Source organism: Hymenobacter armeniacus, assembly GCF_014699055.1.
In the GTDB taxonomy this organism is placed as follows: domain Bacteria; phylum Bacteroidota; class Bacteroidia; order Cytophagales; family Hymenobacteraceae; genus Hymenobacter; species Hymenobacter armeniacus.
Window position 1 is genome coordinate 668,043 of the sequence record NZ_JACXAC010000003.1, and the last position, 14,300, is coordinate 682,342.

Below are 14,300 nucleotides of genomic sequence, written 5' to 3' on the forward strand. Positions count from 1 at the left end.
CCGCCCCCGTTTTTATGCCATTGAAGCCTGGCCCAGCAGCGCCGCGCTTTCCACCAGCGTGGCTCCTTTGGCCCGCAGGTCGGCCAACGCGGCGGCAAAGCCTTCGACGCTGATGGCCCGGGTGGCGTCGGTGATGACGGTGGTGGCAAAGCCGGCCGCCAGGGCATCGAGCGCGGAATAGTACACGCAGTAGTCGCCGGCCAGCCCGGCCAGGTACACTTCGGTCACGCCGCGCCCGCGGAGGTAGTCGGCCAGGCCGGTGCTTTTGCGGTGGCCGTTGTCGAAGAAAGCGCTGTAGCTGTCGATTTCAACCGAGGTGCCTTTTCTGAAAATGGCCTCGATGCGCTCGGAGCGCAGGGCGGGGGCGAGGTCGGCGCCGGCGCTGGCCTGGGTGCAGTGGTCGGGCCACAGCACCTGGGGCAGGCCGTGCAGGTCAATCTGCTCAAATTGGCTGCGGCCGGGGTGGCTGCTGGCAAAGCTCTGGTGCCCGGCCGGGTGCCAGTCCTGCGAGGCCACCACCAGCTCAAATTGCGGCTGCAGCGTGTTCACCAGCGGGATGATGGCGTCGCCGTCGGGCACGGCCAGGCGGCCGCCGGGCAGGAAGTCGGTTTGAATGTCGATGAGCAGAAGAGCTTTCATGCGGGCGAAAGTGAAGCGTGTGGGCAAATAAACCAAGCAAAAGCCCGGGAGTTACGTCTACGTGCACACCGCATTTTCATCAACGCATTTTCCCATGCCCGACCTTCAGCAGCAAATCGTACTCGTTACCGGTGCCACGTCCGGCATTGGCCAGGTCACCGCCACCGAATTGGCGAAAATGGGGGCGCACGTCGTCATTCTGGCCCGCAACGCCGACAAGGCCGAAGCCACCCAGCGCGAAATGAAAGCCGCCGCCGGCCACCAGCGCGTCGACGTGCTGCTGGCCGACCTGGCCGACTTCAGCCAGGTGCGCCGCGCCGCCGCCGAGTTCAACGCCCGCTACCCGCGCCTGGATGTGCTGGTGAACAACGCCGGCCTCATCTTCGGCGCCCAGCGGCAGCTCTCGCCCGACGGCCACGAACTGGGCGTGGCCACCAACCACCTCGGGCCCTTTCTGCTCACGGCCCTGCTTTTCGACAAGCTGCGCGCCAGCCCCGCCGCCCGCATCGTGAACTTGGCCTCGGAGGCGTACCGCGTGGCCAAGCCCAACCTCGCCGATTTTCAGTCCGAGCGCAACTACGGCGCCATGCGCGTGTATGGCAACACCAAGCTCTACAACATCCTGTTCACGCAGGAGCTGGCGCGGCGCCTGCGCAGCCAGGGCATCGCCAACGTCACGACCAACGCGGTGCACCCCGGCGTGGTGGCCACCAGCTTTGGGGCCAGTGCCGGCGGCTGGCTGAGCAAGCTCACGGCCCTGGCCCGTCCGTTCATGATTTCGGTAGAAAAAGGCGCCGAAACCAGCATCTTCCTGGCCTCGGCACCCGAAGTGGCCAGCATCAGCGGCGGCTTTTTTGCCAAGAAAAAGGCGGAAGCCGTGAAGCATCCCTTCAACACGCCCGAGCACGCCCGCCAGCTCTGGGAGCTGAGCGAAGAGCTCACGGGCGCCCGGTTTCTGGATTAAGCGCGGCTATTTTGCGGCCGGGTCGGCGGCGTCGAGGACGGCGCCCCAGCCGGCTTCGCTGCGAGGCTTGTGGGCCGCGGCAGCCGTTTTGAGCGGCTCGGCCAGGGCCGGGGCGGCGGCTTGCAGGGCTTTGAGGGTCAGCTTCACGGGCGTGAGGGTGCCTTCCGGCGAGCGCAGGTAGTACACGGAGGCGTCTTCGATTTCGTCGGTGGGCGCGCCGTTGCTGTACATGCCGCCGAAGCTTTCCCGCTTAATCTGTTTGAGGTGGTGCTTGAGCAGGGCGTAGCGGCCCGCGTGCAGCACTTCCACGTAGTCGCGCTGCCGGGCGGCCGGGCCCTCCTCGAAGCGGCGAAACAGCCGCCGACGGGCCGGCCCCAGCGCCGAAGCCGGCTCTTCGAGCACAAAGGAGGCCACTTTGCTGTCGTTGAGCTCCACCGAGTCGGGCGAGGGCGCTTCTTTGCGCATGACGAGGGCGCGGTCCAGCACGTCGTATTTGAGCAGCATGGGCAGCAGCGGCTGCTTGTTGGCCAGCACGACGTGGGCCGTCAGCCAGCGGTTGTCGGCGTAGGGCGAGCCCACGGTGTTGGGGTGGCGGCTGAGCAGGTGCGGGGCCCCGTTGGTGAGGTTGCTGAGGTTGGCGTAGTCGTTGGCGCCTTCCTTGCTGTAGTCGCGTTGGGCCACCGGCAGGTTGGCGATGTTGGAGGTTTGGGCGTGGGCGCTGGCACCGGCCAGGCACAGCCCCAGGAGCAGGCGTACAGAAGGTTTCATGGAAAAGGGCAGGAATGAATGGTGCTGGCCAATGTACCCTTTTTCCGGAAAGCCACCGTACTGCACTAGCCTGCCTGCAGCGCCCACCACTCGTCTTCCAGGATGCCCATCTCCACCAGGCTCCAGTAGTCATCGCCGTGGCGCACCACGTCGCGCAGCACGCCTTCCTGCGTAAAGCCGCATTTGAGGTAGCATTTGATGGCCGCGTGGTTGAAATCGTAGACGCCCAGGCTGATGCGGTGCAGCTTCAGGTCTTCGAACCCGATGCGCAGCAGGGCCCGCACCATGCCCTGGCAGATGCCGCGGCGGCGCTCGGTGCTCTTGCCCACCAGCACGCGGGTGATGCGCCCGGCCCGGTCGCGCTGGCTGATGCCGCCCAGCGAAATGTGCCCCACGGTTTGCCCCGTGGCGGTTTCCACCGCTTTGTAGATGAACACGTCGGGGTCGTTCAGGTCGTTGGAGCCTTCCACGTACCAATTCAGGCCGGCCTCGGTGAGGGGGAAGGAAAACAGCGAGCCGCTCCATTCTTTCATCAGGCGTTCGTCGTCCACCCATTCAATGAGCTGGTTGAAGTCGTTGGCGGTGAAAGGTTCGAGCTGAATCATAAAGTGGGGGAAAAGCGGAAATGGCCCCGCAAGTTCGGGTGCAAAAGGGCGCCCTCGGAAATAAACCCTTCAACCAACGCACCCCTTGGCTTGTTAGCGGCTTTCTTTCACCCACCTATCCTTTCCTTTCATGAACCTTTCCACCAACACCGTTCTCCTCACCGGCGGCGCCACGGGCATCGGCCTGGCGCTGGCCGTGCGCTTTTTGCGGGCCGGCAGCACGGTCATCATCGTGGGCCGCCGCGCCGAAAAGCTGGCCGAGGCCCAGCAGCTCTACCCCGGCCTCATCACGCGCGTGGCCGACGTGGCCGACGCCGCCGAACGCGCCGAGCTCGCGCGCTGGGCCACCGCCACTTACCCCCGGCTCAACGTGCTGGTGAACAACGCCGGCATCCAGAACCGCGTGCAGCTGGCCGAGCCCGGCGCCGACTGGGACCACCTGCGCCAGGAAATCGTCATCAACGTGGAGGCGCCCATTCACCTCAGCACCCTGCTCATCCCGCACCTGCGCGGGCAGGCCCACGCGGCCATCGTCAACGTCACCTCGGGCCTGTCGTTTGCGCCGGCGGCGTTTGCGCCCATCTACAGCGCCACCAAGGCCGCGCTGCACTCCTTCACGCTCTCGCTGCGCCACCAGCTCCAGCCCACGGGCATTTCGGTGCTCGAAATCGTGCCCCCGGCCGTCAACACCGACCTCGGCGGGCCCGGCCTGCACACCTTTGGCGTGAACGTGGACGAGTTTGCCGATTCCGTGATGGCTCGCCTTGCGGCCGGCGAAGAAGAAGTGGGCTTCGGCACGTCGGAGCAGGCCCGCCTGGCGTCCCGCGCCGAACTGGACGAGCGTTTCAGGATGATGAACAACCGGTAGCAACCAACTGGCGCACAAAAAAGCCCGGCCGCTACGCTGCGGCTGGGCTTTTTCCTGGGCGATACCCCGACGCCTTAGGCGTTGGTCGTCGTGGTCAGCGTCACCTCGATGTTGCCGCGGGTGGCGCGGGAGTAGGGGCATACCTGGTGGGCTTTGGCCACCAATTCTTCGGCTTGCTGTTGGTCCAGGTTGGGGATGTTCACCAGCAGGTCCACGGCCAGGCCGAAGTTGTCGCCGTCTTTGCCGAAGCTCACGTCGGCTTGCACGGTGCTGCCGGTGATGGGGGTTTTGGCCATGCGGGCCACTAGGTTCAGCGCGCCGTCGAAGCAGGCCGAATAGCCGGCGGCAAACAGTTGCTCGGGGTTGGTGGTGTCGGGTTTGCCGGGGCCGCCCATTTCCTTGGGCGTGCTCAGGGGCAGGTCAATCACGTTGTCAGAAGAAACGGCGCGACCGTCGCGGCCCCCGGAGGTTTTGGCTTTGGCGGTGTACAGGCGTTGGATGCTCATGAGGAGAAACTTAGTAAAAAGGGGGTTGGAAGTAAAAAATGCCGGAACGGCGTTAGGATAACAGGGTCATCAGCTGGCGCAGCTGAGTGCGCAGCCCCGCCATTTCGGGCTCGGTCAGCTGCATTTTCTCGGCCAGCCGCACCGGGATGTGGGCGGCCTGGGCCTGCAGCGCGCGGCCGGCCGGCGTGAGGGCCACCACCACCGAGCGCTCGTCGCGGGCGTCGCGGCGGCGGCTGAGCCACTGCCGCTGCTCCATGCGCTTGAGCAGGGGCGTGAGCGTGCCCGAATTGAGCAGCAGATGCTCGCCCAGCTGCTTCACGGTCAGCTCCTCGTGCTCCCACAGCAGCAGCAGCACGAGGTACTGCGGATAGGTCACGTCCAGGTTTTCGAGCAGGGGCTGGTAGGCTTTCGTGATGAGCCGCGACAGGGCATATACCGAAAAGCACAGCTGGTTGTCCAGTTTGAGCAGCGGGTTCAGGGCCGAATCGGGGAGCTTTTTCATGGCTTTCGGGATTACAAGTCAAAACTAGTTGTATAAGTTTTAATTGTGCACAATTAAATATTATATCCAGCGCTGTATCCTTGATTTTCAGTCAGAAAAAAAGTTTGTCATGCTGAGCGCAGCAGCTTCTCACCATTGAACGATGCACTCAATGGTGAGAAGCTGCTGCGCTCAGCATGACAGACAAAAGGGCGTCCGACGCGTCATGCCAAATGCCTCACGCGTCCAGCTTGAGGGCTTGGCGGCTGCGCTCGCGCACTTGGGCTGTCAGCGCCGGGTCGTCGGCCAGATGCTTGCCGAAGGACGGCACCAGCTCGCGGAAGCGCGCCTGCCATTCCGGCGAGGCGGCGCGTTGCGGAAAGCATTTCTGCACCAGCTCCAGCATAATGGCCACGGCGGTGCTGGCGCCCGGCGAGGCGCCCAGCAGGGCCGCGATGGAGCCATCGGCCGACGTCACCATCTCGGTGCCGAATTCGAGCACGCCGCCCTGCTTTTTGTCTTTCTTGATGACCTGCACGCGCTGACCGGCTACTTCCAGCTGCCAGTCGGCGGGGTTGGCAGTGGGGTAATATTCGCGCAGCGCGGCGGTGCGGTCCTCGGGCGACTGCAGCACTTGCCCGATGAGGTATTTGGTCAGGCCCAGGTTGCGGGCGCCGGCATAAAGCAGCGGCCGGATGTTGCCCAATTCGATGGAGCGGAACAAGTCGGTGTAGGAGCCCTTCTTCAAAAACTTGGTGCTGAAGCCCGCGTAGGGCCCGAACAGCAGCTCTTTTTGCCCGTTTATCTGGCGCGAGTCGAGGTGGGGCATCGACATGGGCGGCGAGCCCACGGCCGGCTTGCCGTACACTTTGGCCTCGTGCCGGGCTATCACGGCGGGGTTGCGGCACTTCAGCCACTGCCCGCTCACGGGGAAACCCCCAAAGCCGTTGGCCTCCGGAATGCCCGACTTTTCGAGCAGCGGCAGCGAGCCCCCACCGGCCCCGATGAACACGAAGCGCGCCCGCACGATGCGGCTTTGGTCGGTGGCCAGGTTGCGCACCTTCAGGCGCCAGATGCCGTCGTCCTTGCGCCGAAAGTCTTCCACTTCGTGGCCGAGGTTGAAGTCGACACCCGGCAGGGCCTTCACGTAGTTGGACAGGGCGCGGGTGAGGGCACCAAAGTTGACGTCGGTGCCGATGGGCATGCGCGTGGCGGCCACCGGCACGCTGCGGTCGCGGCCATCCATCACCAGCGGAATCCATTGGGCAATCTGCTCGGGGTCTTCGCTGAATTCCATACCCTGGAACAGCGGCGAGTGCAGCAGGGCGGCGTGGCGCTTGCGCAGGTATTCCACGTTGGCCGCGCCCCACACAAAACTCATGTGCGGAATGGTGCGAATGAAGGAGGTAGGGTCGGGCAGCACGCCTTCCAGCGCCAGCGAAGCCCAGAACTGCTTGCTCAGCTCGAACTGCTCGGCAATTTTATCGGCCTTGCTGATGTCAATGGAGCCATCGGGCCGCTCGGGGGTGTAATTGAGCTCGCAGAAAGCCGAGTGCCCGGTACCGGCGTTGTTCCAGGCGTCGGAGCTTTCGGCGGCCACGGCGTCGAGGCGTTCGTAGCCGGCGATGGTGATGGTGGGGTCGAGGGTTTTGAGCAGCACGCACAACGTGGCACTCATGATGCCCGCGCCAATGACGATGACGTCGGTAACGGGTTTGTCGGGGTTAGCGTCGGTTGGGGTCATGGCAAACGGATGGAGAAAGAACCCAGCCAATACGGCTGAACCGGCCGCCAGGCTGCCCCGCGGACAAAAAACCAACCCGCTACCTTGCACCGCCGAACGACCACCTCCCACCCATGCCCACCCTCGACCTGCCGCTGCTTCCCCTGCCCACCCGCGCCGACGCCACCTCCACCGCGGCCCCGCGCCTGCTCATCATCTACACCGGCGGCACGGTGGGCATGGCCCTGAACCGCAAGGGGGGCCTGGTGCCCATGCAGTTTGGCCGCCTCGACCGCAAGATGCCGGAGCTCACGCGCCTGCCGTTTCGGCTGGAGCTGCTGAGCCTGCCCGAACCCATCGACAGCAGCAACGTGACGCCGGCCGACTGGCTGTTTCTGGCCCGCCTCATCGAGCGGCACTACGCCGATTTCGACGGCTTCGTGGTGCTGCACGGCACCGACACCATGGCCTATTCGGCGGCGGCCCTGAGCTACATTCTGGAGAACCTGGGCAAGCCCGTGGTGTTCACCGGCGCCCAGGTGCCGGTGGGCGCCAACCGCTCCGATGCCCAGCGCAACCTCATCACGGCGCTGGAAATCGCGGCCGCCCGCCATCCGCGCGGCCGCACCGTGCGCGTGCCCGAGGTGTGCGTGTTTTTCAACGACGTGCTCATTCGCGGCACGCGGGCCAAGAAGGTCGAAAGCCAGCAGTTTGCTGCCTTCAAAAGTGAAAACTACCCGCCGCTGGCCCGGGCCGGCATCAGCCTGGAGTTCGACGACAAAAGCATTCGCCTGCTGCCCGGCGCCCGCCTCAAGGTGCACGAAACCCTCGAAACCGCCGTGGCCGTGCTGCGCCTGTTTCCGGGCATCACGGAGGCGGTGGTATCGGCCATCTTGGGCATTCCGGGGCTGCGCGGCTGCGTGCTCGAAACCTACGGCTCGGGCAACGCGCCCACGGCGCCGTGGTTTTTGGGCTGCCTGGCCGAGGCCCGCCGGCGCGGCGTGTGGCTGCTGAACGTGAGCCAGTGCGAGGAAGGCCGCGTGGTGCAGGGCAAGTACGAAACCAGCGCCCACTTCGCCGAGCTGGGCATTGTGGGCGGCGACGACATCACCACCGAGTCGGCCGTGACCAAGCTCATGTTCGTGCTCGGCCTTGGGCTGGGGGAGGAGCCCACCCGCCAGCTGCTGATGCAGGACCTGCGAGGCGAAATCACGCCCTGATTTTAAGATGCCAGTTGTTGGTTGTCAGTTGTTGAACTGGTCGGTGAGCATAAAACTGACAACCGACAACCAACAACTGGCAACTAGCCTCTATCTTTGCCCCATCAACCGCCAACCTTGAGGGGTGTCCGAGTGGTCGAAGGAGCACGCCTGGAAAGTGTGTATGGCTCAAAAGGTCATCGTGGGTTCGAATCCCATCCCCTCAGCACAAAGCCCGTTTCTGAATCAGGAACGGGCTTTTTTTATGCCTTTTGGCCGGTCTGTAGCTTTGACGCGGAGTGAGCCCGGTGCATTGCTGCCCCGGCCGTTCAGCCCGTTGGTGGAGGCGCCCCAACCGTGGCCCCCGCAACGCAAACGCCCAAAACCCGTTACCTTCCCCGGCGCAACCCCTCACACTTTCTGCGCGCACTTATGACCCCAACCCCGACGCCAACCGCCGCCCCCGGCATCGAGAAAGACAACAAGCGCATCACCACCGGCTGGACGTTCTACGACTGGGCCAACTCCGTGTACCCGCTCGTCATCACCAGCTCCATTTTTCCCATTTACTGGTCCAGCGTCATCAAGCAAATAACGCACACCGACAGCGGCCAAAGCCCCGTGAGCTTTCTGGGCATGATGGTGCCCGGCTCGTCGCTGCTGAACTACGCCATTTCGGTGTCGTTTCTGCTCATCGCCATTGTGAGCCCGTTCCTGACGTCGCTGGCTGACTTTTCGGGGCGCAAGAAGCTGTTTCTGCAAATCTTCTGCTACATCGGGGCGGCCTCGTGCGCGGGGCTGTTTTTCTTTTCGCCGGCCACGCTCACCATGTCCACGTTCATTTTCGTGGCGGCCACGGTGGGCTTTTCGGGCAGCATCGTGTTCTATAACTCGTATTTGCCCGAAATCAGCTCTGAGGAGAAGTTTGACTCGCTCTCCGCCAAAGGCTTTTCGATGGGCTACATCGGCTCGGTCATTTTGTTGGTGACCTGCCTGGTGATTAACCAGTTTCACGACAAAATCGGCATTGGGGCCGAGCGCGCCGCCCAGATTTCCTTTCTGCTTACCGGCCTGTGGTGGGCCGGCTTCGCCCAAATTCCCTTCGCCACGCTGCCGCCCGACCGTGGCCGCCCGGCCGATGCGCCTGCTGCCGACGGCGGCTGGCTGCTCAACGGCTTCCGCGAACTGGGCAAGGTGTGGGACCAGCTCAAGCAGTTGCCCAACGTGAAGAAATTCCTGCTCGCCTATTTCACCTACAACATGGGCGTGCAAACGGTGATGTACGTGGCCACGCTCTTCGGCACCGACGAGCTGCACCTCGAATCGGGCGCGCTCATCCTCACCATACTGCTGCTGCAGGTGGTGGCCATTGCGGGCGCCTACCTGTTTGCTAAGCTGTCTGAGCGCATCGGCAACACGCGCGCCCTGAGCTGGTCGGTGTTCATCTGGATGCTGATTTGCATTGCCGGTTACTTCGTACAAGCCGGTTGGAGCTTCTACGCGCTGGCGGCTGTCATTGGCCTCACCATGGGCGCCATTCAGAGTTTGAGTCGCAGCACTTACTCCAAAATCATTCCTGAAAACACGCCCAACTCGGCCGCCTTTTTCAGCTTCTTCGACGTGACTGAAAAGTTGAGCATTGTGATTGGCACCGCCACTTTCGGCATCATTAACCAAGTAACGGGTTCGATGCGCAACAGCCTGCTGGCCCTGATTGTGTTCTTTATCCTGGGGCTAATTTTCCTGCTGCAACTGCGCGGCAAGAAGCTGCGCGAAGAATCGTTGGGGCCCATCTCGCTGCCGGGCCCGCCGCCGGCCTCCGCCGCGGCCGAGATGGGCGCGCCCATGGCTCGGTAGCCGCCGCGGGCTTACTTTACGCCACCCAAACCCCACCACTACTCCGTCGCATGTACACCTCTTCTGTTCAGAAAAACATCCTCGCCGAGCTCAACCACGAGCTGACGCAAACCCGCCGCATCCTCGAGCGAGTGCCTTTTGACCAAGCCGACTACAAGCCGCACCCCAAGAGCATGAGCCTGTGGCAGCTGGCTACCCATACGGTTAACCTGCTGGCTTTCAAAACGCTGTTTGTAACGCACGACTCGCGCGATTTCCTCGACCCCAATGCCCCCAAGCCCGGCCCCACGCCCACCAGCCACGAAGAACTGCTGGCTCGCTTCGACGAATACAGCACCATTCTGAAGCAAGAACTGCAGCAAAGCGACGACGAAAAGCTGAGCCACAACTTTAAGCTGCACCGCGGCGAACACGTGGTATTCGACTACCCCAAAGCCACTGCCATCCGCATCATGGGCCTCAACCACAGCATTCACCACCGCGGCCAGCTCACGGTGTACCTGCGTTTGCTCGACATTCCGGTGCCCGGCCTCTACGGCCCCAGTGCCGACGAGAAATAGGCGAAGCGTTAGGCCTCAACCGTCATTGCAAGCGTCGCGAAGCAATACGTCCTGTTATGGGCGACTAACCCAATTGCTGCAAAAAGCCCCGGCTCTGGGTAGAGGCGGGGCTTTTTGCATTTTATCACAGACGTTGTCGCAACTCCGGGCTGGTTGCGAAGAGAGGACGGGTCGCCGCGGGCTGCGCCCCCGCAATGACCCTTACTTCTTCTCAAACACCCGCTGCCCGCCTATCCACGTTTGCAGTACCTGGGCGCCGCGCAGCTGCTCGTTGGGCGCGGTCAGCAAGTCGGTGTTCAGCACCACGAAGTCGGCCAGCATGCCGGGTTTGATTTGGCCCTTGCGCTTTTCTTCGAAAGCGGCGTGGGCGGCCCAGGTGGTCATGCCACGCAGCGCGTCGGGGCGGCTAATGGCGTTTTCCATCTGAAAGCCGCCCTTGGGGTAGTTCTTGGCGTCTTGCCGGGCCACGGCCGAGTGGAAGCCAAACAGCGGGTTGATGTCTTCGACCGGAAAGTCGGAGCCCAGGGCCAGCTGGCCGTACTGCTTCAGCAGCTCGCGGTAGGCGTAGGCCGTTTTCACGCGCTCGGCCCCGAGGCGCTCGCCGGCCCAGTACATGTCGGAGGTGGCGTGGGTGGGCTGCACCGAGGGCACGATGCCAAACTGCCCAAACTTGGGCATGTCGGCCGGGGTGATGACCTGGGCGTGCTCGATGCGCCAGCGCCGGTCCTTCTGGCCCTTCAGCGCCTCGCCGTAGATGTTGAGGATGATGCGGTTGGCCGAGTCGCCGATGGCGTGGGTGTTCATCTGAAACTTCGACGCGGCCAACTCTTTGGCCAGCGCCCGGTATTCCTTTTCGGTGGAGAGCAGGAAGCCGGTTTCCTTGGGCCGGTCGGCGTAGGGCTGCACCAGGCAGGCCCCGCGCGAGCCCAGGGCGCCGTCGGCGTACACCTTGAAGGAGCTGACGGTGAGCTGGTCGGTCAGAACGGGGCCGTTTTTGAGGTAGTACGCGCGGTTTTGGGGCGTGGGCGCCAGCATGGCGTAGAGGCGCAGCTTGAGCTTGCCTTGCTGTTGCAGGGCTGCCATTTGGTCGATATCGGCCTTGTCGAGGCCGGCGTCGGCGAGGCTGGTGAGGCCCACGGCCAGGCAGTTTTGCTGGCCCTGCAGCAGCAGCTGGGCGGCTTCGGCCGGCGAAGGCTCGGCAATGTCTTTGCCTACCAGGCGCTGGGCGTTGTCGACGAGCAGGCCGGTAAGGCGGCCTTGTGCGTCGCGCGTGATGGTGCCACCGCTGATGGGCGTGGCGGCCGTGACGCCGGCCAGGTCCAGGGCTTTCTGATTGACCAGCGCCGCGTGCCCATCAACCCGAATGATGGCCACCGGCACATTGGGGAACAGCTGGTCGAGCTTTTCTTTGGTCGGAAATTGCTTGTCGGGCCAGTCGTTTTGGTCCCAGCCGCGGCCCAGCAGCCACGCAGCCTGCGGGTGCTGCTGCCGATGCTGCCGAAGCTTCTGCAGCACGTCGTCCCAGGAGGTGGTGCCCACCAGATTGGCGTAGCTCAGGCCCAGGGAGTAGCGGTAGAAGTGGCAGTGCGCGTCGTAGAAGCCGGGGTAGATGTACTGGCCGCTGGCGTCTACTTCCTGCGCCGCCTGGTACTTCGCTTTAAGGTCGGCGGCCGAGCCCACGGCCACAAACTTGCCGTCCTTCACCGCAAAGGCTTCGGCTTTGGAAAAAGTGGAGTCGACGGTGTACACCGTGGCGTTGGTTACCAGCAGGTCGACGGCTTCCCGTTTGGCGCCGCAGCCGCTCAGGAGTGTCAGGGCCAGCAGGGGCGAGGCGAGCTTAGGAAGTAGCGAGGGGGAGAAGTGGGCCATGCGAGAAAGGTTAGGAAAGAGGTTTAAGAGAGAAATAAAAAGCACGTCATGCAGAGCGCAGCGAAGCATCTTGCCCGCAATAGTAATCCAATCGAATGAGTTACTTATTGCGGGCAAGATGCTTCGCTGCGCTCTGCATGACGTGCTTTCGGTGGCGGGAGTCGCCTACTCGAAGCGCATGTGTTTCACCGACTCGCCCGAGAACTGCAGCTCCTGCAGCGACTCGATACCGATTTGCAGGTGCTGCTGCACAAAATTGGCCGTCACTTTCGAGTCCGACTCCGAGGTTTTCACGCCTTCGGGCGTCATCGGGTTGTCGCTCACCAGCAGCAGGGCGCCGTGCGGAATGTCGTTCATGAAGCCGCACACGAAAATGGTGGCCGTTTCCATGTCGACGGCCAGGGCGCGCACCCGGCGCAGGTATTCCTTGAATTCCTGGTCGTGCTCCCACACGCGGCGGTTGGTGGTGTATACCGTGCCGGTGTAGTAGTCCAACTCGTGCTTTTTAATCATGCTGCTCACGGCGCGCTGCAGGCGGAAGGAGGGCAGGGCCGGGATTTCCTTGGGCAGGTAGTCGTCGGAAGTACCGTCGCCGCGGATGGCCGCGATGGGCAGCACCAGGTCGCCGAGCTTGGTCTTTTTCAGGCCGCCGCACTTGCCCAGAAACAGGGCCGCCTTGGGCTTGATGGCCGAGAGCAAATCCATCACCGTGGCGGCCATGGGCGAGCCCATGCCGAAGTTGATGATGGTGATGCCGTTGGCCGTGGCCGTTTGCATGGGCTTGTCGGTGCCGCGCACTTCGCAGCCGAACTGCTCGGCAAACATGTACACGTAATTGCTGAAGTTGGTGAGCAGGATGTACTGCCCGAACTCGCTCAGCGGCACGCCCGTGTAGCGCGGCAGCCAGTTATTAACAATTTCTTCTTTGGTCTTCATGGGGCCAATGGGTGAATGAGTGAATGGGTGAATGGGTGAATAGCCGACGGGGCCTGGCCGTTAAGCCATTCACCCATTCACCCATTCACTCATTCACCCATTGAAAAAGGTACCTTTGGAGGTGATGCAAGCCCTGGACCTGCCGCCTTTCGAGGCCAAACTTACACAATCGGCCACAAATCAGCCACTCATCTGGGACGGGCTCCGGCGCAAGCACGTCGTGCTCACGCCCGAGGAGTGGGTGCGCCAGCACGTGGTGCATTACCTCACCGACCACCTCGGCTACCCGCGCGGCCTGCTGGCCCTGGAGCGCGGCCTGCGCTACAACCAGCGCCAAAAGCGCACCGACCTGCTGGCTCTCAACCCAGAAGGACAGCCCCTGCTGCTGGTGGAGTGCAAAGCGCCCTCGGTGCCCATCACGCAGGCCGTGGCCCGGCAGGCCACCACCTACAACCAAACCATCGGCGCCCCGCTGCTGCTGCTCACCAATGGCTTGGTGCACTACTGCTGGCGGGTCGATTTTGCGAGCCGAACCAATGTGCGGCTGGAAGAGGTGCCGGCCTTTGTGGATGCGGTGCGGGGGTAGGTTACGAAACTCGTCGGCTCAATATGTTTTTACTTAAATCGGTAGACGGGCTTATCAAACTTGGCACAAGCAACGAAAGGACGCTGGGTGTCTAGAATTGTCAGTTCACCAAACGGAGCGTTTCGACCTTCGAGCAGGACCTTTTACGGCCACAGGACGTAGGTTTTTTCGGCCGAGGACACGGTCCCGGTCCACAGGGGCACACCGCTGGGCTTCCGGATGCGCACGTCCCCGGGTTTGGGGGCAGTGATGGTGTAGCGGGCCCGCAGCCGGCAGCGGGCGCCTCCGTCGACGGGGCGCTGCCGAACGGGGGTGCGCCTTTCCTGCAGGGGCGAGTTGTCCCACGTCTTGGGGTCGAAGTCCACGTCAAACACGTAATAGCCGCCGGGGGCGATGGTCACGGTGCTGGGAACGTTGTAGGTCCACGGGCGGGTCCGTTTTGTCACCCTCACCCGGCGGGGTAGGTGAGGTCGAAGGATAAGCCGTAATAGCCCCAGCCGTTGCTTTCCTCGAACAAGGCCACGGGTCCCGCCGACGCGTTGGTCAGCAGCACGTGGAAATGTCCGCACGCGATGGCCGACCGGGGCGAGGCCGTGCTGGCGTAGTTGGTGGGCACGATTTCCAGCCGAAGGGCGGCGGCTGACTGGGCGCGGGCGCCGGGACGGGCGAGCAGCCCCAGCAGCACCCAGCTACACCGGCGAGTTAGGTAACTGATTCGAGGCATACCAGGAAAAAGTAA

At 63.3% G+C, this 14,300-nt stretch carries 16 protein-coding genes and 1 tRNA gene; 7 read left to right on the forward strand and 10 right to left on the reverse strand.

All coding sequences use genetic code 11. The features are described 5' to 3' along the window. Nucleotides 1–12: 12 nt before the first annotated feature. A complete protein-coding gene (pncA, locus tag IC234_RS11115) occupies nucleotides 13–639 on the reverse strand; it encodes a bifunctional nicotinamidase/pyrazinamidase (protein ID WP_190924475.1) in 627 nt (208 codons plus the stop codon). A gap of 94 nt (nucleotides 640–733) precedes the next feature. Between pncA and IC234_RS11120 the strand changes: the two genes are divergently transcribed. After that, nucleotides 734–1,603: an SDR family oxidoreductase gene (locus IC234_RS11120; protein WP_190924477.1), complete on the forward strand. Its 870-nt coding sequence runs from the start codon at nucleotides 734–736 to the stop codon at nucleotides 1,601–1,603. A 6-nt stretch (nucleotides 1,604–1,609) separates the two neighbouring features. On the opposite strand, the gene IC234_RS11125 is transcribed toward IC234_RS11120, so the two are convergent. Together IC234_RS11125 and IC234_RS11130 are read right to left on the reverse strand one after the other, a co-directional pair. Beyond that, nucleotides 1,610–2,371, reverse strand: coding sequence for a hypothetical protein (locus IC234_RS11125; RefSeq protein ID WP_190924479.1), 762 nt, complete (start codon nucleotides 2,369–2,371; stop codon nucleotides 1,610–1,612). Between the two features lie 65 nt (nucleotides 2,372–2,436). Beyond that, nucleotides 2,437–2,976, reverse strand: a complete 540-nt coding sequence (locus IC234_RS11130) for a GNAT family N-acetyltransferase (RefSeq protein ID WP_190924481.1) — start codon at nucleotides 2,974–2,976, stop codon at nucleotides 2,437–2,439. 130 nt (nucleotides 2,977–3,106) lie between these two features. Between IC234_RS11130 and IC234_RS11135 the strand changes: the two genes are divergently transcribed. Further along, nucleotides 3,107–3,844: an SDR family oxidoreductase gene (locus IC234_RS11135; protein ID WP_190924483.1), complete on the forward strand. Its 738-nt coding sequence runs from the start codon at nucleotides 3,107–3,109 to the stop codon at nucleotides 3,842–3,844. A gap of 74 nt (nucleotides 3,845–3,918) precedes the next feature. Here the strand turns inward: IC234_RS11135 and IC234_RS11140 are convergent, their stop codons facing one another. The 3 genes from IC234_RS11140 to mqo all read right to left on the reverse strand — a co-directional run bounded on the left by IC234_RS11140 (nucleotide 3,919) and on the right by mqo (nucleotide 6,605). Continuing rightward, the gene (locus tag IC234_RS11140; protein ID WP_190924485.1) at nucleotides 3,919–4,350 is read right to left on the reverse strand and encodes an organic hydroperoxide resistance protein; all 432 of its coding nucleotides are present in this window, start codon (nucleotides 4,348–4,350) and stop codon (nucleotides 3,919–3,921) included. Nucleotides 4,351–4,402: 52 nt separating this feature from the next. Then, on the reverse strand, nucleotides 4,403–4,852 hold the full coding sequence (locus tag IC234_RS11145) for a MarR family winged helix-turn-helix transcriptional regulator (protein WP_190924487.1): 450 nt from the start codon (nucleotides 4,850–4,852) through the stop codon (nucleotides 4,403–4,405). A gap of 217 nt (nucleotides 4,853–5,069) precedes the next feature. After that, a complete protein-coding gene (mqo, locus tag IC234_RS11150; protein ID WP_223827610.1) occupies nucleotides 5,070–6,605 on the reverse strand; it encodes a malate dehydrogenase (quinone) in 1,536 nt (511 codons plus the stop codon). A gap of 83 nt (nucleotides 6,606–6,688) precedes the next feature. On the opposite strand from mqo, the gene IC234_RS11155 reads away from it, so the two are divergent. The 4 genes from IC234_RS11155 (at nucleotide 6,689) to IC234_RS11170 (ending at nucleotide 10,170) form a co-directional block, all read left to right on the forward strand. After that, nucleotides 6,689–7,774 carry an asparaginase gene (locus IC234_RS11155; protein ID WP_190924491.1) on the forward strand — a complete coding sequence of 362 codons (1,086 nt, stop codon included), beginning with the start codon at nucleotides 6,689–6,691 and terminating at the stop codon, nucleotides 7,772–7,774. A gap of 118 nt (nucleotides 7,775–7,892) precedes the next feature. Beyond that, nucleotides 7,893–7,980: transfer RNA gene (locus IC234_RS11160), tRNA-Ser, on the forward strand. Between the two features lie 205 nt (nucleotides 7,981–8,185). Further along, on the forward strand, nucleotides 8,186–9,610 hold the full coding sequence (locus tag IC234_RS11165) for an MFS transporter (protein WP_190924493.1): 1,425 nt from the start codon (nucleotides 8,186–8,188) through the stop codon (nucleotides 9,608–9,610). A 50-nt stretch (nucleotides 9,611–9,660) separates the two neighbouring features. After that, nucleotides 9,661–10,170 carry a DinB family protein gene (locus IC234_RS11170; protein ID WP_190924495.1) on the forward strand — a complete coding sequence of 170 codons (510 nt, stop codon included), beginning with the start codon at nucleotides 9,661–9,663 and terminating at the stop codon, nucleotides 10,168–10,170. 201 nt (nucleotides 10,171–10,371) lie between these two features. Here IC234_RS11170 and IC234_RS11175 read toward each other — a convergent pair whose 3' ends face one another. Both IC234_RS11175 and IC234_RS11180 read right to left on the reverse strand, forming a co-directional pair. Next, nucleotides 10,372–12,039: an amidohydrolase gene (locus IC234_RS11175; protein ID WP_190924497.1), complete on the reverse strand. Its 1,668-nt coding sequence runs from the start codon at nucleotides 12,037–12,039 to the stop codon at nucleotides 10,372–10,374. 165 nt (nucleotides 12,040–12,204) lie between these two features. After that, nucleotides 12,205–12,975 (reverse strand): AMP nucleosidase, encoded by a 771-nt coding sequence (locus IC234_RS11180; RefSeq protein ID WP_190924499.1) that lies wholly within the window; start codon nucleotides 12,973–12,975, stop codon nucleotides 12,205–12,207. A gap of 100 nt (nucleotides 12,976–13,075) precedes the next feature. Between IC234_RS11180 and IC234_RS11185 the strand changes: the two genes are divergently transcribed. Continuing rightward, on the forward strand, nucleotides 13,076–13,561 hold the full coding sequence (locus IC234_RS11185) for a type I restriction enzyme HsdR N-terminal domain-containing protein (RefSeq protein ID WP_317173366.1): 486 nt from the start codon (nucleotides 13,076–13,078) through the stop codon (nucleotides 13,559–13,561). Between the two features lie 143 nt (nucleotides 13,562–13,704). Here IC234_RS11185 and IC234_RS11190 read toward each other — a convergent pair whose 3' ends face one another. Both IC234_RS11190 and IC234_RS11195 read right to left on the reverse strand, forming a co-directional pair. Further along, a complete protein-coding gene (locus tag IC234_RS11190; RefSeq protein ID WP_190924501.1) occupies nucleotides 13,705–14,007 on the reverse strand; it encodes a hypothetical protein in 303 nt (100 codons plus the stop codon). A 2-nt stretch (nucleotides 14,008–14,009) separates the two neighbouring features. Then, on the reverse strand, nucleotides 14,010–14,285 hold the full coding sequence (locus tag IC234_RS11195) for a hypothetical protein (RefSeq protein WP_190924503.1): 276 nt from the start codon (nucleotides 14,283–14,285) through the stop codon (nucleotides 14,010–14,012). Nucleotides 14,286–14,300: the final 15 nt, after the last annotated feature.